The 19,039-nt window shown below is 66.0% G+C and carries 12 protein-coding genes; 7 read left to right on the top strand and 5 right to left on the bottom strand.

Annotation, left to right across the window (positions count from 1 at the left end):
• Window positions 1-4 precede the first annotated feature (4 nt).
• Window positions 5-1,741 (top strand): flotillin family protein, encoded by a 1,737-nt coding sequence (locus tag ASF09_RS01985; protein ID WP_060524169.1) that lies wholly within the window; start codon window positions 5-7, stop codon window positions 1,739-1,741.
• Window positions 1,713-2,438, top strand: coding sequence for a phytanoyl-CoA dioxygenase family protein (locus tag ASF09_RS01980; protein ID WP_156359130.1), 726 nt, complete (start codon window positions 1,713-1,715; stop codon window positions 2,436-2,438). Before ASF09_RS01985 ends, ASF09_RS01980 begins: the two co-directional genes overlap by 29 nt.
• A gap of 98 nt (window positions 2,439-2,536) precedes the next feature.
• Here the strand turns inward: ASF09_RS01980 and ASF09_RS01975 are convergent, their stop codons facing one another.
• The 3 genes from ASF09_RS01975 to ASF09_RS01965 form a co-directional block, all read right to left on the bottom strand.
• On the bottom strand, window positions 2,537-4,318 hold the full coding sequence (locus tag ASF09_RS01975; RefSeq protein WP_060524167.1) for a sensor domain-containing phosphodiesterase: 1,782 nt from the start codon (window positions 4,316-4,318) through the stop codon (window positions 2,537-2,539).
• Between the two features lie 284 nt (window positions 4,319-4,602).
• Window positions 4,603-6,027 (bottom strand): sugar porter family MFS transporter, encoded by a 1,425-nt coding sequence (locus tag ASF09_RS01970; RefSeq protein ID WP_056047701.1) that lies wholly within the window; start codon window positions 6,025-6,027, stop codon window positions 4,603-4,605.
• A gap of 288 nt (window positions 6,028-6,315) precedes the next feature.
• On the bottom strand, window positions 6,316-7,401 hold the full coding sequence (locus tag ASF09_RS01965) for a LacI family DNA-binding transcriptional regulator (protein ID WP_156359129.1): 1,086 nt from the start codon (window positions 7,399-7,401) through the stop codon (window positions 6,316-6,318).
• Window positions 7,402-7,630: 229 nt separating this feature from the next.
• On the opposite strand from ASF09_RS01965, the gene ASF09_RS01960 reads away from it, so the two are divergent.
• The 4 genes from ASF09_RS01960 to ASF09_RS01945 all read left to right on the top strand — a co-directional run bounded on the left by ASF09_RS01960 (window position 7,631) and on the right by ASF09_RS01945 (window position 12,410).
• Window positions 7,631-8,725 (top strand): glycoside hydrolase family 43 protein, encoded by a 1,095-nt coding sequence (locus ASF09_RS01960; protein WP_060524163.1) that lies wholly within the window; start codon window positions 7,631-7,633, stop codon window positions 8,723-8,725.
• Window positions 8,726-8,729: 4 nt separating this feature from the next.
• A complete protein-coding gene (gene xylB / locus ASF09_RS01955; RefSeq protein ID WP_060524161.1) occupies window positions 8,730-10,190 on the top strand; it encodes a xylulokinase in 1,461 nt (486 codons plus the stop codon).
• A complete protein-coding gene (xylA, locus tag ASF09_RS01950) occupies window positions 10,187-11,497 on the top strand; it encodes a xylose isomerase (RefSeq protein ID WP_121903487.1) in 1,311 nt (436 codons plus the stop codon). The genes xylB and xylA overlap by 4 nt, the downstream gene beginning before the upstream one ends.
• A gap of 157 nt (window positions 11,498-11,654) precedes the next feature.
• On the top strand, window positions 11,655-12,410 hold the full coding sequence (locus ASF09_RS01945; protein ID WP_060524159.1) for a FadR/GntR family transcriptional regulator: 756 nt from the start codon (window positions 11,655-11,657) through the stop codon (window positions 12,408-12,410).
• A gap of 107 nt (window positions 12,411-12,517) precedes the next feature.
• Here ASF09_RS01945 and ASF09_RS01940 read toward each other — a convergent pair whose 3' ends face one another.
• Window positions 12,518-14,431, bottom strand: coding sequence for an NPCBM/NEW2 domain-containing protein (locus tag ASF09_RS01940; RefSeq protein ID WP_060524158.1), 1,914 nt, complete (start codon window positions 14,429-14,431; stop codon window positions 12,518-12,520).
• 299 nt (window positions 14,432-14,730) lie between these two features.
• On the opposite strand from ASF09_RS01940, the gene ASF09_RS01935 reads away from it, so the two are divergent.
• Window positions 14,731-17,376 (top strand): glycoside hydrolase family 3 C-terminal domain-containing protein, encoded by a 2,646-nt coding sequence (locus ASF09_RS01935; protein WP_060524901.1) that lies wholly within the window; start codon window positions 14,731-14,733, stop codon window positions 17,374-17,376.
• Window positions 17,377-17,423: 47 nt separating this feature from the next.
• Here the strand turns inward: ASF09_RS01935 and ASF09_RS01930 are convergent, their stop codons facing one another.
• Window positions 17,424-19,007 (bottom strand): alpha-N-arabinofuranosidase, encoded by a 1,584-nt coding sequence (locus ASF09_RS01930; RefSeq protein WP_082443989.1) that lies wholly within the window; start codon window positions 19,005-19,007, stop codon window positions 17,424-17,426.
• Window positions 19,008-19,039: the final 32 nt, after the last annotated feature.

Genomic DNA, 19,039 nt, shown 5'->3' with positions numbered 1-19,039 from the left:
TTTCATGCCCGCACAGCTTCTGAACGTCCTGATCTACGCCGGCATCGTGCTGTTCGCACTGGTGGTGATCGGCATCATCCTGACCCGGCTCTACCGCCGCGCGACCAAGGACGTGGCGCTGATCCGCACCGGCTTCGGCGGCGAGAAGGTCGTGCTCAACGGCGGCATCATGGTCATCCCGGTGCTCCACGAACTGATGCAGGTCCGCCTGACCACCGTGAAGCTGGAGGTATCTCGCCTCAACAAGGACGCGCTAATCACGCTCGACAAGCTGCGCGTCGACGTCGTCGGGCTGTTCCATATCAAGGTGAAGCCCGACGCGGAATCGATCGCCGCCGCTGCACAGACGCTCGGCGATTCGGTCAACAGCCCCGATGCGGTAAAGTCGCTGCTCGACGGCAAGCTGGTGTCGGCGCTGCGCTCGGTCGCCGCGACGATGACGATGGAGCACCTCCACGCCAACCGCGCCGACTTCATCCAGAAGGTGCAGGAGGCGCTGATGACCGACCTGGACATGAACGGCTTCCAGCTCGAGTCCGTCAGCATCACGCATTTCGACCAGACCGCGTTCGAGCATTTCAACGAGAACAACGCATTCGATGCCGAGGGGCTGACCGTGCTCACGCGGACGATCGAGGAGCGCAAGAAGATCCGCAACGACATCGTCGCCACCAACCGCGTCGAGATCGAGCAGCGCAACCTCGACGCGAACAACCAATCGCTCGAGATCGCGCAGGCCGCCGAGCAGGCGCGCCTGACGCAGGAGCAGACGCTGTCCGCCCGCCGCGCCGAACAGGCAACGGCCATTGCCACCGCCGAAGCCGAGCAGACCCGCCTAGCGGAGATCGCCCGCATCACCGCCGGCCAGGCGCAGACTGTCGCACAGACAGAAGCCGACAAGGTGATCCAGACCGCGACGATCGCCCGCGACGGTGCGATCCAGACGGCAACGATCGAACGCGACCGCACCATCGAGATCGCTCGCATCACGACGGCTGTGCAGACTGCGCAGAAGTCCGAGGAGGAATCGACCGCCACCGCCGCCGCAAACGAGGCCCGTGCACTCGCCGTCCGCGCCGAGGAAAGCGTCGCCACTGCCAAGGCGACGGAGATCGCCAACCGCAACAAGAACGTGGCCGTGATCGCCGCAACCCAGCGCGCGCAGGAAGAGGCCGTCGGCATCACTGTCGCCGCAACCGCCGAGAAGGAAGCCGCCGAAGCCCGCGCCAGTGCCCTGCGGACCGAAGCGACTGCCGAAGCCGACGCCGAAAAGGCGCGTGCCGAAGGTCGCGAGGCAGCGTTCAAGGTCGATGCAGCGGGTCAGGCGTCGCTCAACGAGGCGACCAACCTGCTGAGCGACGCGCAGACAGCGTTGCTGATCCGGCGCGCGATGCTCGAAGCACTGCCCGCGATCATCGCTGCCGCGAGCAAGCCGATGGAAAACATCGACAAGATCAGCATCCTCGACGCTCGAGGGCTACACGGTGACGGCGGCAGCGACGGCGCGACCGGCGCCGGCCAGGGCAACCTCGCCGATGCCGCGGTCGCCGCGGCGATGCGCTACCGCGTCGGCGGCCCGCTCATCGATGGCCTCATGGCGGAACTCGGCATGACCGGCAGTTCGCTGAACGGCATGCTCGCCGGCAGCAGCGCTGACGCGGCGTCTGCGCGAAGCTCCTCCACCGATGCCCACAAACATCCCACTGCTCTCAATGGCGGGTCGGGCAACCCGCCGGCCTGACGTGAGTCCCCAGGCCAAGGCCCTAGAAATCGATCTGCGCTTCGAAGACGACGGCGCGCAGATCTTTCCGGGAGCCTTGGGTCCTGCCGCGTGCCTTTCGATCGAAAAGGCCGTGGCAGATCTACCCCGCGAGGTCCCCGGCGTGCGGATCGGGTCCGCCCCTGCCCTGCGCGGCATGCTCGCCGTGGACGGTCCCATCGGCCGCATCGCCGGATCTGTGCTGGGGCCTTACGCACGCCCCGTCCGAGCCGTGCTGTTCGACAAGACGGCGGCCCGGAACTGGGCGCTCGGCTGGCATCAGGATCGCACTGTCGTCGTCGAGCAGCGTGCTGCCATCGACGGGTTCGGCCCCTGGACGGTGAAGGCCGGACTCATCCAGGTCGAACCGCCCTTCGCATTGTTGGAGCGGATGGTCACGATCCGCGTCCACCTCGACCCCGTCGACGCCACGAATGCCCCGCTCCGCATCGTACCCAGCTCTCACCGACTTGGTCGCCTGCCGGAAACGAGCATCGCGCATGTCGTCGAGGAGCGCGGCGAACGCCTGTGCCGCGCGAATCGCGGCGATGTCTGGCTCTACGCGACACCGATCGTCCACGGCTCGCGCGCAGCCGATCCACCACGTCGCCGACGCGTGCTCCAGATCGACTACGCAGCCGAAGACCTGCCCGCCCCGCTTCGATGGCAAGGACTGTAGAGGTCAAGGGTTCGATTCTCTATCGGAGCGACCAGCGCCTGCCGACAAACCCTATTCTATCGCCCTGCGCCGACGGACCGACGACAGTGGCCCGCGCCTCAGGCGGCGCTGGTGATCGGCGCGTTCCCCGTATCCGAACTCGACAGCCACCGTACGAAGTTCGACGCGTCCATCGGTCGCCCGAACAGGAAGCCCTGCGCCTCTTCGCAACCGATATGCGCGAGGACGTTGGCCGCGTCCTCGCTTTCGACGCCCTCGGCGACGACGCGGTAGCCGAGCTTCTGGGCCAGGCCGACCATCGTCTCGACGAGCACGAAGTCCGCGCCGCTCGTCGCACGGAGGTTGCGCACGAACGCCTGATCGATCTTGACGACCTGCGCCGGCAGCCTCTGCAGATAGGCGAGGCTGCTATGCCCCGTACCGAAGTCGTCGATCGCGAGGCAAATGCCCGCCGTCGCCAATTCCGCGAGCATCGCCAGCGCCTGCTCGGGATGATCCATGATCGCGCTCTCGGTCAGTTCGATCTCGAGTTGATCGGGGCGCAGCTGCCGCCGCAGCATCCCCAGCTGGATGCGTTCGATCAGATCCGTCTCTTCGAGGTTGGCGGCCGAGATATTGACGGAAATCGCGACGCCTATGCCGGCCTCGTTCCAGCCGACGAGCTGATCCATCGCCGCATCCAGCACCCACTGCGTGGTCGGTCGGGCCAGCGACGTGTGTTCGATGATCGGGATGAATTCGGCGGGCGATATCTCACCGAGCACGGGGTGCCGCCATCGCAGCAACGCCTCGACGCCGATGCAGCGTCGCGTCGCGAGTTCGACCCGCGGTTGAAACATCAGCCGAAGCTGATCGCCGGCTTCGAGCGCGGTCCCGAAATCCTGCAACAGCGTATATTGACGGCGATGCGCGATGTCGCTGGCCGGCGAATACAGCGCGATCGCACCATCCACCTGCCGGGCATCCTGCGCCGCGCTGGCCGCCGCACGCAACACGTCGTCGGCCGCCGCGTCACCCAGCGTGAACGCGCGAACGCCGATCGCGACGTTGGTCACGAACCGCGCCGACGACGACGCCCGGATCGTCGCGAACGCGGACGCCAGCACCGCCATATACGCGTCCTGGTCGACAGCGGGTGGCCCCAGAAAGGCGAACTGCGCCGGCGCAACGTGATAGGCGACACGGGAGGAACTCAACGCCTGCCGGATCGAGAGTGCCGCCTCCCGGATCAGCTCGTCGACGCGCTTGCCGCCCATCACGCGCATGATCCGATTGATCTGCTCGTCCCGCGCCAGATCGACGACGACGACCAGGCGTTGCTCGCCGCGGTGATCGCGCGCCAGATCGACCAGATCCTCGCAGAACTGATTGCGATTGGGCATGCCGCTGATCGGATCGATCCGGCCAAAGGCATGCTGCAGTTCGATTTGCGCCATCACCATCGCAGCCAGATCGGTCAACGCGGCCATTTCGGCGGGGGACGCTTGCCGAGGCTCGGTGCCGAGCACGCAAAGCGATCCGAGACCATAGCCATCGCGCGTGACCAAAGGTGCGCCCGCGTAGAACCGGGTGCCGGCAAGACCCAACGGGCTTTCGGCATAAAAACAGTCCGCCTGCAGGTCCTCGATAACCAGCGGACTCGTCGATTCGGCGACCTGCGAACATGGCGCTTTTCGTCGTGTGATCGAGTCGTGAGAGATCCCGACACGCGACTTGAACCACTGTCGATCGCGATCGGTCAGCGAAATGGCGGCTACCGGCAGGCCGAAGATCTGGCTGGCCATGCGCGTGATACGATCAAAGCTCTCGCTCGACGGCGTATCGAGCAGCTTGAGCTGGTGCAAAGCGTCAAGCCGAGCCTTCTCTAGATAGTCACGCACGGGCTTCCCTTTCGGGATAGCTGATAAATTACAATCGTTAACGGTTTCACCTACGTCAAACGTGACGGGCATTGAAAAATTAGGAAAATCCGCCGCCGGACCGTGCGGATACCGGCTCGTAATCCGGTGACACGCAACGCGACCGCGTGACGCCAAGGCCGCGTACTAGAGCACCGTGTTCGTCGCGCTAGAGCAGAGCGATATGCGCCGATCGAGCGGATGCTGCTCGACCCATCATCATTATCCCCTGAAACAACGGGAGGGCCGAGGCCCTCCCGCGAGGATCACCCCTGCATGTCTTCGAGTTCGCGTCCGCGCGTCTCGTTGACCATCGCCTTCACGAAGAAGAACGACGCCGCCGCGAAGAACGCGTAGCCGAAGTAGGTGACGCTGAGCCCAGGCGAGACCGCCAGCGCCGGGAAGCTCACCGAGATCGCCGCGTTGGCGATCCACTGCGCGAAGCCGGCGACCGCCAGCCCCGAACCGCGGATCTGCTGCGGGAACATCTCGCCGAGCATCACCCACATCACCGGCCCCCAGCTTGCGTTGAAGAAGATGACGTAGAGGTTGGCCGAGATCAGCGCGATCAGGCCGTTGTGGCCCGGCAGGCTGACCGCGCCCGCCGCGTCGGTGACCGCGGTCGAGAACGCATAGGCGACGATCGCCAGCGTGACCGCCATGCCGGCCGATCCGACCAGCAGCAGCGGCTTGCGACCGATCTTGTCGACCGTCGCGATCGTGAACAGGCACGCCGCGATCGAGAGGACGCCCGACAGGATGTTGATCTGGAGCGCGTTGTCCTCGGTGAAGCCGACCGCCTCCCACAGCACCGCGCCGTAATAGAACACGACATTGATGCCGACGAACTGCTGGAAGATGGCGAGACCGATGCCCGCCCACAGGATCGGACGGACCTTGCCGGTGGTCTTGTCGAGCAGATCGGACAGCTTGGGCTTGTGGTGATCCTTGGCGAGCGAATTGCGGATCTCGATCACCTTGCGATCGGCCTCCTCACGGCCGAACAGCCGGGTCAGGACGGTCCGCGCCTGCTCGTCACGCCCCTTGGCGACCAGGAAGCGCGGGCTTTCCGGGATGACCGTCAGTGCGATCAGATAGACCAGAGCCGGAATCGCCTGGAACCAGAACATCCAGCGCCACGCCGACTGGTGAAGCCAGAACTCGGCGGTCGAGCCACCGGCATAGCGCGCGACCGCGAAATTCGCGACGAACGCGCCGGTGAGACCCGAGATGATCATGACCTGCTGGACGCTCGACAGGCGCCCGCGGATCGCCGCCGGCGTGACTTCGGAGATGTAGACCGGCGAGGTGACGCTGGCGGCGCCGACGCCGAGACCGCCGATGATACGCGCCAGAATGAAGATCGCCGATGAGCCTGCCGCGCCCGCGACCAGCGCCGATACCAGGAAAAGCACTGCCGACAGCATCATGACGCTGCGGCGACCGATCGCATCCGACAACCGTCCGGCGCCGAATGCACCGATCGCCGAACCGACCAGAATCGCGCCGACATTGACGCCGATCCCGAGCCGTCCGAGTGCGAATGCGGCCTCGAGCCCCTTCTGCGTGCCGTTGATCACGCCCGAATCATAGCCGAACATGAACCCGCCGATGGTGGCGACGGCGACGATCGCGGTGATGAAACCGTAGTTCACCGCCGATCCGCCCGATCCTCTGATACTCTCCGACATAACCCCTCCTAAACGCCGCTATTATCGGCTGATTTGTGCATGTTGCGTGATGGTGTGTGGACGCGGCCTCACCATGTGGCCAGTCGTCCAGATGTTTCGGAAACGCCGATCATGCGGGCGATCGCGCCGGCAGTCGCGCGGCGGATCGACAGCCGCGCCCACCGGCTTGGTGCCGGTCCTTGCGAGGATCTAGCGTCGGTTCGATCACACCCAATCCTCAACAATGGCGCTGGTATCGATCGGCCGATCCGCGTCTCTATGGTATCGCTATCAAGTCTGGTGCGCGCGTCAAGTGCGGCTCTCGCGCGGCCTCCGGCGCGGCGCGGCGTCGGACTGCCGCCGGATCAGGGTGAAATCGAGCGTCTGGTGGCGTTCGATCTTCGCGCCGCTGCCCGACTGCCGGATCGCGGTGACCAGCAGGTCGACCGCCGCACGCGCCATATCCGCGATCGGCTGATGAATGGTCGTGAGTTCGGGCCAGATCGCGGTCGACAGCGTCGTGTCGTCGAATCCGCAGACCGTCAAGTCGCCCGGCACGTCGATGCCGCGGCGATGCGCGATCGCGACCGTCGCTGCCGCCATGTCGTCGTTCGACGCGAAGATCGCGGTCGGTGGATTTTCAAGCGCGAGAAGCTGCTCTGCGGCGTCGAGCCCCGATCGGTAGGTGAACAGGCCGTCGGCGACCAGGCTCGGATCGAACGGCAATCCCGCCTGTTCGAGTGCGGCGGTATAGCCCGCGTAGCGCTGGGCGCTCGCCGACAGGTTGGGATCGCCGGTGATGAAGCCGATCCGCCGATGGCCGAGGTCCATGATGTGCTGGGTCATCATCGACGCGGCCTCGCGATCGTCGATACCGATCGCCAGCTGGTCCGCCGATGGCATCGCCGTCGCCACCGCGATCGCCGGGATGCCGGCCTTGCCAAGGAGGTCGAGAACGCCGGCGGCTTCGCACAACGGCGGCGGCAGGATGATGCCGTCGATCCCGCCCTCGATCAGGTGTCGGGTCACCTCGAGCTCGTGATCGCCCAGTTCGCACTTCTCGACGACGATCTGAACGTCACGGCGACTCGCCTGTTCGAGACTGCCGAGCAGGAATTCGCTCAAGAAGCCTGCGCTCGGATTGCTGTACAACAGACCGATCCGCGTCTGCCCTGCCCCGGCCAGGCTGCGTGCCGCGGGATTGGGGGCGTAGTTCAGCGCTGCGATCGCCGCATTCACGGTCTCGCGCGTCTTAGGCCGTACGTTCGTCTCGCCGTTGATCACGCGCGAGACGGTCATCGGGGAAACCCCGGCGCGCGCCGCCACGTCGCTGATGGTGGGAGTCGAGCCTCCGCGGCGCGAGGAGCGAGTTGGCGCTGGCGAATGAACTGTCATGACAGGGGTGTTAGCGCAACGATCGGGGACCGCAACCGGCGCGGCAAGATTCGCCCAACCGTACCGTAAATACGAGCACCGAGGGAGATCGCCGAAACTCGGGAATGAATTCTACGCCGTAGGGCGTGAACGCTTGCCCAATGGCGATACCGGTCATATGGTAGCGGTATCGATATTCACCGACAGGCTTCATAGAGAGCAGGCGGTACAGAGAGAGGACCGATCCGCAATGCGCAACAGTCTGTTCCCCGGCGTGGCCCTGGCCGCCATCGCGCTCACCGCGACGATCTCCGGCGCGCAATCGACGCCGCCCAAGACAGGATCGACCACCAGCCCGGACGGCAAACAGTATCGCGCGCAACCGCTGACGCGCGAGATCTACGCCGCCGACCCTTCCGCGCACGTCTTCGGCGGCAAGATCTACATCTATCCCAGCCACGACGTCGATGCCGGCATCCCCGACGACGATCTCGGCAACCAGTACGCGATGCACGACTACCGCGTCCTCAGCATGGACCGGGTCGGCGGACCGGTGACCGTTCATCCGGTCGCGATCGACGTGAAGAACATCCCCTGGGCGTCTAAGCAGAGCTGGGCGCCGGATGCCGCGTACAAGAACGGCACCTATTATCTCTACATTCCCGCGCGAGACGCCAAGGGCGTCTTCCGGATCGGCGTGGCGACGTCGAAGTCGCCGGTCGGTCCGTTCAAGGCCGAACCGATGCCGATCAAGGGCAGCTATTCGATCGATCCGGCGGTGTTCACCGATACCGACGGCGCGAGCTACATGTATTTCGGCGGGATCTGGGGTGGCCAGTTGCAGCGCTGGGCGACCGGCAGGTTCGATCCGAACGCCGGCGACACCGACCTGAAGCAGGACGGCAAGCCTGCGCTGATGCCCAAGGTCGCCAAGCTGACGGCCGATATGAAGCAGTTCGCCGCGCCCCCGCGCGATGTCGCGATCCTCGACGAAGCCGGCAAGCCGTTGCTCGGCGGCGATCACGACCGGCGCTTCTTCGAAGCCTCGTGGATGTTCAAGCGCGGCGGCAAATACTATTTCACCTATTCGACCGGCGACACGCACTTCATTGCCTATGCGACCGGCACTAGCCCGCTCGGTCCGTTCCGCTACCAGGGCAAGATCCTGCTGCCGGTGCAGGGCTGGACGACGCATCATTCGATCCTGAAGGTCGGCAACACGTGGCAACTGGTCTACCACGACACGCAATTGTCGAACCGCAACCATCTGCGATCGGCGAAGATGACCGAGCTCACCTTCAGGCCCGACGGTTCGATCGTCACCATCGATCCGTTCAAGAAGTAAGCGCATGTTTCTCGGAATCGATATCGGCACGTCCGGCGTAAAGGCGGTGGTGCTCGACGAGGCCGGCGCGGTCGTCGGCCAGGGCACCGCCGCGCTCACCGTGCAGCGTCCGCACCCGCTCTGGTCCGAACAGGATCCCGATGCATGGTGGCGCGCGACCAATGCGGCGGTGCTGGCGATCGACGCCAGCGTCCGGCGCTCGGTCCGCGGCATCGGTCTCGCCGGGCAGATGCACGGCGCGACCGTGCTCGGCGCGGACGATCGGCCGCTGCGCCCCGCGATCCTGTGGAACGACGGGCGCTGCGCCGCGGAGTGCGCCGAACTGGAGGCTGCGGTCCCCGAACTGCGCGCGATCTCCGGCAACATCGCGATGCCGGGCTTCACCGCCCCCAAGCTGCTGTGGCTGCGCAATCACGAGCCGGACGTCTTTGCGAAGATCGCGACGGTGCTGCTGCCCAAGGATTACGTCCGGCTGCAGATGACCGGCGACAAGGCGTCCGACCTGTCGGATAGCGCGGGCACCCTGTGGCTCGACGTCGGCGCGCGACGCTGGAGCGACACGCTGCTGTCGGCATGCGGCCTGTCCACCGCCAATATGCCCGGCCTGTTCGAAGGCTCGGCGATCACCGGCCAGTTGCAGGCGGACATCGCCGAGGCCTGGGGCATGCCGCGCGTGCCGGTCGCGGCCGGCGGCGGCGACAACGCCGCCGGCGCGGTCGGTGTCGGCGTCGTCCGTGACGGCGACGCGCTGCTCTCGCTCGGCACGTCGGGCGTGATCTTCGTCGCCACCGACGACTTCCGGCCCAGCCCGGAGCGCGCGGCGCATACCTTCTGCCACGCGCTGCCCGGCCTGTGGCATCAGATGTCGGTACACCTGTCGGCTGCCTCGTGCGTCGACTGGGTGGCACGGATTACCGGCACGCAGAGCGTCGCCGACCTGCTCGCGCGCGCCGAATCGGTCGGTCCCGCCGGCGGCCCCGAGCTGTTCCTCCCCTATCTCTCGGGCGAGCGGACGCCGCATAACGACGCCGACGTCCGCGGCGCGTTCCTCGGGCTCGACAACGACACCGACGGCAACCGCCTCGCGCAGGCTGTGCTGGAGGGCGTCGCCTTCGCGCTGGCCGACGGGCTCGACGTGCTGCGCGAGACCGGCACCACGGTCGATCGCCTGTCGGTGATCGGCGGCGGCGCGCGCTCGGGCTATTGGGGCCGGATCATCGCCGCGGCGATGGATGTCGAACTCGTCTATCTCGAAGGCGGCGAGGTCGGCCCGGCGCTCGGTGCCGCCCGGCTCGCGCAGCTCGCGGTCGACGGCGGCGATCCGGCCTCGGTCTGCGTCGCGCCGCCCGTCGCGCGCACCATCGTTCCCGATCCCGCCATCGCGGATACGCTCGCCGCCAAGCGCGACGCGTTCCGTGCCGCCTATTCCCGCATCACCCCCAAAAACTCGCCAAGGAATTTTTGATGGCCGACTTCTTCGCCGACATCGCCCCGATCAAGTACGAGGGCCCGGATACGACCAACGAACTCGCCTACCGCTTCTACGACAAGGACCGGGTCGTGCTCGGCAAGACGATGGCAGAGCATCTGCGCTTTGCCGCGTGCTTCTGGCACACCTTCTGCTGGCCCGGCTCCGACGTGTTCGGCGGCGGCACGTTCGATCGCCCGTGGCATCGCGGCGCCAACGACAGCGCGGCGGCGGCGGAAAAGCGCGAGGCGGCATTCGATTTCTTCACGCGCCTCGACGTGCCCTTCTACTGCTTCCACGACGTCGACGTGATGGCCGACGCGAACTCGGTCGCCGAGCATCGCAAATTCTTCGCCGAAGCCGTCGACCATCTCGAAAAGCTCCAGGCGTCGTCGGGTCGCAAGCTCCTGTGGGGCACCGCCAACGCGTTCAGCCACCCGCGCTACGCCGCCGGTGCCTCGACCAATCCCGACCCCGAGGTGTTCGCGTTCGCCGCGATGCAGGTTCGCGATGCGCTCGAGGCGACGCACCGTCTCGGCGGCGAGAACTACGTGCTGTGGGGCGGTCGCGAAGGCTATGAGACGCTGCTCAACACCGACATGAAGCGCGAGCTGGATAATTTCGGCCGCTTCCTCAACCTGGTGGTCGAGCACAAGCACAAGATCGGCTTCAAGGGCACGATCCTGATCGAACCCAAGCCGCACGAGCCGACCAAGCACCAGTACGACTTCGACACCGCCACCGTGTACGGTTTCCTCAAGCGCTACGGCCTCGAGAACGAAGTGAAGGTCAACATCGAGGCGAACCACGCCACGCTGTCGGGCCACACCTTCGAGCACGAGATCGCCACCGCCGCCGCACTCGACATCTTCGGCTCGATCGACGCCAACCGCGGCGATCCGCAGAATGGCTGGGACACCGATCAGTTTCCCAACTCGGTCGAGGAACTCACGCTCGCGATGGTCGAGATCCTGCGTGCCGGCGGCTTCAAGACCGGCGGCTTCAACTTCGACGCCAAGGTCCGTCGCCAGTCGATGGACCCGATCGACCTGTTCTACGGTCATGTCGGCGGGATCGACGTCGTCGCCAAGGGCCTGCTCAACGCCGCCGCGCTGATCGAGGACGGCCGTCTCGATGCGTTCAAGACCGAGCGTTACGCCGGCTGGAACGGTGAGCTCGGCAAGATGATCGGCACCAGCGATCTCGCGACGATCGCCGATCTGGCAGGCGACCGCGCGATCGATCCGAAGCCGCGCTCGGGCCGGCAGGAGCGGATCGAGAACCTGATGAACCGCTTCATGTGATCATCAGCCCGGCGATGCGGTCCCACCAAGGGACCCGTATCGCCGGGTCGCTGCCTTGCGTCGACGACAGCGACCGCCGCGCGCGTCAAACACCTGTTCAGATTGCTCCGAGCAATTGATAGTGTCGTATGCGACGATAAAGGCATAATGCGAAGTTATGGACGAACCCCTCTCCGCGACACCCGAGCCCATCTCAGACGCGACGTTGCCGCTGCGATCGTCGGGCCGCAGGTTGCGCGGGGCGGTGGCGAACAAGCTCGGTGTGGCGATCCTGTCGGGCGAGTTCTCGCCGGGTGAGACGCTGTCGGGCGAGATCGCCTTCGCCGAGGAACTCAACGTGTCGCGCGGTGCCTACCGCGAGGCGATCCAGGTCCTGACCGCCAAGGGGCTGGTCGAGAGTCGCCCCAAGGCCGGAACGCGGGTCTTGCCGCGCAACCGCTGGAACCTGCTCGATCCCGACGTGCTCGCCTGGGCGTTTACCGGCGAACCCGATCCGCAACTCGTCCGCAGCCTGTTCGAGATGCGGATGGTGATCGAGCCCGCCGCCGCGGCGATGGCGGCGGCACGGCGCAACAAGGCCGAGTTGAAGATCATGCGCGACGCGCTTGCCGCGATGAAGCGCTTCTCGCTCGCGACCGAGCAGGGCCGCCAGGCCGACCGTACGTTCCACGACACGATATTGCAGGCGACGCAGAACGACGCGATGGTCGTGCTCAGCGCGTCGATCGGTGCGGCGGTCAACTGGACGACGCAGTACAAGCAACGCCTGCGCGCGCTGCCGCGCGATCCGATCCCCGATCACGTCAAGGTCTTCGACGCGATCGCCGCCGAGGATGCCGAAGGCGCCAGCGCGGCGATGACCGCGCTCGTCACGCTGGCGCTGGAGGATACGCGCAGCGCGATGGAGCGCTGAGCAACGTGCCAAGGCGGATTGCCATTCACGTTTGAGACCGACAGATCAGCCCTTTTCTTCGTCATGCCGGGCTCGTTCCGGCATCCACGGCACCGCAAAACCAAAAGTCAGGGCGTGAGAGCCGCCGATCCCCAATCGACCGAGATTTGCGCGCCGCCAGCACCCGGACTGCGTGCGACCAGTTCGATGATCTTCACCCCAGCGACGTTCGCCGACAGCTCCTGCGCCGCCTCGCCGCCCCGCGCGGCCCGCGACTGCGCCAATAGCCGCCCATCGCCGTACACCAGGAAGGTCACCGCCCGCGCACGGTCGGTCGTCGAATCGTCGATCCCGACACGCGTGCGCAGCGTGCGATAGCCGGTGTTGCGTACCTCCAGCCGCGAATTGGCGAGCACGCCGAGACTGTGCGGCAGTGCCTCCCCCGCCACCCCCAGCGGCTGGTCGTACGGCGTGCGATCGACGCGCGCGCCACCCCAGCCGCCATAGCGCGGGAAGTCCCCCGCTCCTCGCGTACCCTGCCACGCCAACGGTGCACGGTGCACCAGCGGATCGGGTTGCGGCGTTTCCACCCCGTCGACCGCCGGATTGACGCTGCCCGGTTGCTCGGACAGGAAAACGCCATCGCGCAACTGCCGATCGCCCTTCGCGGTGAAGATCAGCGTCTCACGCGGGGCCAGCTTCAGGCTCTGCTGCTTGCGGAATTTGCTGTGCGCGCCGGTCCACAGATCGGTCAGTTCGACATCGGCGGTATCGCGATACGCGAGATGATCGGCGGTCAGGACGACGTCCGCCGCGCCGCTGCCGCGATTGAACACCGCCACCGCCTTGTCGCCGTTGGCCAGCGTCTTGACGAAGATCTGCACCTCGTCGGTATCGAACGCCAGCGTCGCCTGGTTGCCCGCGCGATCCTGATTGACCGCGATGATCCGTGCGTTGCCGATCAGGTCGAGCAAGGCGGGCGACGCCTTGCGCAAATCGTAGCCGATGAACAGCGGCGCGTTCTCGATCGCCCACAGCGCGAAATGCGATTTCGCTTCGGTCATATGCCGTTCGTCGAAATCGCCGCTGCCCACGAACAGCATGTCCGGGTCGTTCCACGATCCGGGATGCGCATACAGCGCGCGCCGCGACACGGTGTCGAGATTGTGCAGCATCCGCCCCCAATGCGGCGAGATGTCCTCGCTGGTCCGTGATATCCCGCCAACATTCTTGCCCCAGGCGCGGACATCGGCCGATCCCCACAGGCACAGCGAGAACAGATAGTCGTTCGCGTCGTTATACTTCGCCAGCGCGTCGGCGACTTGGGTGTAGAGCCCGCGCACCGCGGGGATGTCGGTGCGCGCTAGCGAGTCCGCGTCGATCAGTGGCACGAACGCGCGGTACTTGCCGGCTTTCACGGCGGGATTGCTCGCCGGCAAACCGCGGATACCGCACGCATCGACCTTGATGAAGTCGAACCCCCAGTCCTTGAAATACAGCCGGATATCCTGATCGACATGGCCGTACAGGCCGATCTCGCGCTCCATCACGCTGCCTTCGGGCTGGTTGGGCATCGTCGAGCTGAAGACCTGACCACAGGAATTGCGCCCGATGTCGCTGTAGATCCCCGCCTTGAACCCCATCGCGTGAAGCTTGTCGGTGAACGGCCGGAAACTCGGGTCCTTGCCCGCGATCACCGAGGACGGGAAATTCGCCGATCGGATCATCATCCGGCTATCCGACAGGCGACGCTTCAGCCACCAGCCATCGTCGATATTGATATAGCGATAGCCCTTGGCCGCCAGTCCCGTGTCCGCAATCACCCGCGCCGATGCGAGGATCTTGTCCTCGGTGATGTCGGTGGCGAACGCATTCCACGAACTCCAGCCCATCGGCGGCAGCGCGGCATCGCCGCGCTGGTTCGCGCTCCAGCGGCCGGTCGGCGTCAGCGGATCGGCCTGCGCCGCCGCGACCTGCGCTCCAGCGGTCGACAGCAAAACCGTCAGAGCAGCCGTTATCCCGTGTCGGCGAGTAGCGCGCATTGTGTGATCCTCATCCGTGCCGATCGTCACGCACGACCTGCGCGTCAGCGAGCGTATCCCCTGATTATGCGGGATCTTGTCAGGCTATATAGCGGCGCTGTCAACGCAGCAGGATAGTATTCGATATTCCGCTCGCCAGTAGAAAATCTCAACTTCCAAGTCGAACCTACGAAATGTCGTAGCCATTGCGCTGCCGCCCGGCTTAAGGTCACTCCTACAAAATACAGGAGGATGCTGGGGTGATACAGTCGCGAAACACTGCGAAGGGCAAATCGACGTTCGGCGCACTGCGCGCACTCATGCTGACCGGAGCTGCGTTCGCCACCCTGCCCCTTCAGGCGCAGACGTCGCCAGCACCACAGACTGATGCCGCGCGTACCCAGGCCGACGAGCTCGCCACGGCGATCGTCGCGCGGATGACCGTCGACGAGAAGCTCCCGCAGTTGCTCAACGTCGCGCCGGCAATCCCACGGCTCGGTATCCCTGCGTACAACTGGTGGACCGAATCGCTTCACGGCGCGCTCGGGCCGGTACCGACCACCAACTTCCCCGAGCCGATCGGCCTCGCCGCAAGCTTCGATGCACCGCTCGTCCACGATGTCGCCGGTGCGATCAGCACGGAGGTCCGCGCGCTGCACACGCTGGGGCGCCAGACCGGACGGCTTGGGCGGATCGGGACCGGGCTCGACACCTGGTCGCCCAACGTCAACATCTTCCGCGATCCACGCTGGGGTCGCGGCCAGGAGACCTATGGCGAGGATCCGTTCCTCGCCGCGCATATGGGCGTCGCCTTCGTCACCGGGATGCAAGGGCCCAATCCGTCGCTGCCCGACGTGATCGCCACGCCCAAGCATTTCGCGGTGCACAGCGGGCCTGAATCGACGCGTCACAAGGCCAATGTGTTCGTCTCGCCGCACGATCTTGAGGACACCTATCTCCCCGCCTTCCGCGCGGCGATCGTCGAGGGCGGCGCCGGCTCGATCATGTGCGCGTATAACCGGATCGACGGGCAGCCGGCGTGCGCGAGCGACCTGCTGCTCAAGGATCATCTGCGCCAGGCTTGGGGCTTTACCGGCTTCGTCGTATCCGACTGCGATGCGGTGAAGGATATCGCCGACAACCATCACTACGCCCCCGATCAGGCGAGTGCCGTCGCTACCGCGCTGAAGACCGGCGTCGACAATGAATGCAACACCGCGACGCTCGGCGATCAGGCGGGGCTCGGCGAACGCTTCCGCGAGGCGCTCGACCGCGATCTGATCTCGGTCGGCGACATCGATCGGTCGCTCGTCCGGCTGTTCTCCGCGCGGATCCGCAATGGCGACCTGCCGGGGATACAGACCGGGCGCGATCGTGTCGTGCCGGTCGCGCAGATCGGCACGCCGGCGCACGACGCGCTGGCGTTGAAGGCATCCGAGGAAAGCCTCGTCCTGCTCAAGAACGCCGGCATCCTGCCGCTCAAGCCGGGCACGAAACTCGCGGTCATCGGCCCTCTCGGCGACGCGACGCGGGTGCTGCGCGGCAATTACTCGTCACCGTTGTCCGCGCCGCCGGTGTCGGTCCTCGACGGCTTACGGTCGGTGATGCCGGCGGGCGACGTCACGCTGGTGCCGTTCTCCCCCTCGGTCACCGACGGCGACCGTGTACCGACGTCGGCGCTGCGGACGCCCGACGGCAAACCGGGCGTGCTGGTGCGCTACTACAACCCGACCAAGAAGCTGCCCGCGCTGTTCGATCCCGCGACGATGAAGCAGCAACTCGATGCGATCCGCTATCAGGACACCCCCGTCGCCGAACGGGTCGAGCGCGACGTCGGCGACTATAATCTCTCGCTCGCCAAGGTCGACACGCACCACCGCACCGTGTGGGCGGGATCGCTGACTCCCCCCGAAAGCGGCACCTACCGGATTGGCCTCTCGGGCAAAGGCGGCGTGCTCGAGTTCGCCGGCGCGGTCGCGTCCGATCGCAAGGGGTCGCAGTGGAACGACCTGCCGACCTTCACCACGATCGACCTCGTCAAGGGCCGTCGCTATCCGTTCCGCGTCACGTCGAACGATGGCGCAGACCTCGTGTGGAAGCGGATCTCGGCCTCGCCCGATGCCGACCTGACTCGCGCGGCGGCGACCGCCGACGTGCTGGTCGCGGTCGTTGGGCTCACGTCCGACCTCGAGGCGGAGGAGACCGGTGTCACGGTGCCGGGCTTCGAAGGCGGTGACAAGACGACGCTCGACCTGCCTGCGGATCAGGTGGCGATGCTCGCCAAGGCCAAGGCGACCGGCAAGCCGGTGATCGTCGTCGCGATGAACGGCAGTCCGATCAACCTCGCCTGGGCGAAGGATAACGCCGCCGCGGTCGTCGAGGCCTGGTATCCGGGACAGTCCGGGGGCCTCGCGATCGCCAACGTCCTGAGCGGCCGGACCAACCCCGCAGGCCGCCTGCCGCTCACCTTCTATCGCAGCGTCGCCGACCTGCCGCCGTTCAGCGATTACGCGATGAAAGGCCGCACCTATCGCTATTTCGAGGGCAAGCCGGTCTACGCCTTCGGCCACGGCCTGAGCTACACCAGCTTCGCCTACACGCCATTGAAGGTGACTCCCGCCCCCACCGGCCCCGAAACCGGCCTGCGCGTCAGCACCGAAGTCCGCAATACCGGCGCGCGGGCCGGCGACGAGGTGGTCCAGCTGTATCTCAATTTTCCGGACCAGCCGGGCACGCCGCGCGTGGCGTTGCGCGGATACAAACGCGTTGCACTGAAACCAGGCGAACGCCGCAGCGTCAGCTTCGACCTGTCGCCGCGCGATCTCAGCAGCGTCGCGACCGACGGCACGCGCCAGGTAATCGCCGGTAAATACCGCGTGACGGTCGGCAGCGGCCAACCCGGCACCGGCGTCCCCGGCCAGTCGGCGGCGTTCACCACCCCGCGCGCGTTGCCGCTACCGCTCTGAATACGAAAGTCCCTACCGCTCCCGACCGGGAGCGGTAGGGCGCCGTCCTATTGCAGGTCGAGCACGACCACCGACATCGGCGGCAACGTCGCCGACACCGTACCGCCCGCCGCCTGCGCGCCGTTGAACGCGACCGGGCGTACCGTATCGGGCTGCTCGAAGCTGTTATGCGCGTCCATCGTCGTGCCCGTGACGATCCGCCCGGTCACGCCGCTCGCCTGAACGCCCGCGAGCGTCATCGCCACCGGGATCGCACGATGCGGATCGAGGTTGACGAGCGCGACATGCACCTTGCCCGCGACATCACGGACCGCCGAGACGCTGACCGCCGGCACTGCCACTTCGGACTCGTGATACCAGGGCGATTTCAGATCGACCGGCAGCGTCGTCGCATCCTGCCAGGGCTTGTAGAGGTCGAACACCCAATAGGTCGGCGTCTTCACCATCTTCGCGCCATCGGTCAGCAGCATCGCCTGCAGCACGTTCACCATCTGCGCGATCGCCGCCATCTTCACCCGGTCGGCATGATGCGCGAAGATGTTGAGGTTGAGCCCGGCGACCACCGCATCGCGGACGCTGTTCTGCTGCACCAGAAAGCCGGGGTTGCTGCCCGGCGTCGGATCATACCACGTGCCCCATTCGTCGACGACCAGCCACTTGGTCTTGCCCGGATCATATTTGTCCATGATCGCGGAATGCTTGGTGACGAACTCGTCCATCTGCAGCGTGTGCTGCATCGTCAGCGCCCATTCGTGCTCGGAAAAGCCAAGCGCCGGCCCCTTGTCGGTCCAGACCTTGTCGCGCGGCCGCGTGTAATAATGCAGCGACAGGCCATCGATGTTCTTGCCGGCGATCCGCATCATCGTTTCGGTCCAGTCGTAATCCCCCTCGCTGGGGCCGCTGGCGATCCGGAGCATCTTGCCGTTCCCCGACTTGGCGAACACGCCGTAGCGGTTGGTCAGGTCGGCGGCATATTCGGCGCGCATGTTGCCACCGCAGCCCCACAGTTCGTTGCCGATGCCGACATACGGCACCTTGTACGGCGCAGGATGGCCGTTCGCCGCACGCTCCTTGGCGAGCGTCGAGCCATTCGGCGAGGTCATGTATTCGAGCCACTGCGCGGTTTCGCTCGGCGGCGCGCTGCCGACGTTGGCGGAGATATACGCTTCGGCGCCCAAGCGCTCGGCGAACCCCATGAACTCGTTGGTCCCGAACGCGTTGTCCTCGTTCACGCCGCCCCAGTTGGTGTTGATCTTGATCGGCCGCTTGCCGCGCGTGCCGATGCCGTCGCGCCAGTGATATTCGTCGGCGAAGCACCCGCCCGGCCAGCGCACCATCGGCACCTTGACCGCCTTCAGCGCCTCCAGCACATCGCGACGATAACCGTGGTCGTTGGGGATCGACGACTTCTCGCCGACCCAGATCCCGCCATAGATGCCGTGGCCAAGATGCTCGGCGAACTGTCCGAACACCTGTCGGTTCATCACCGGGCCGGGCCGGCTCGCATCGATACCGACCGTCGCCGTGCCGCTAGCCGGAGCGGCCGCGGGCGCATCCTGCGCGGAGGCGGACATCGCCGTGGTCGTCATCAGAGTCATTGCCAGCGCGACGTTGCGATACAGTTGGCGCATTTCGATCCTCCCGTTTTTATCTGCCGCAACCG

The sequence above is a fragment of the Sphingomonas sp. Leaf242 genome, assembly GCF_001422045.1.
Taxonomy (GTDB): domain Bacteria; phylum Pseudomonadota; class Alphaproteobacteria; order Sphingomonadales; family Sphingomonadaceae; genus Sphingomonas.
Note: the sequence above shows the minus strand (reverse complement) of the source record. Positions and strands in the feature narration are given on the sequence as shown.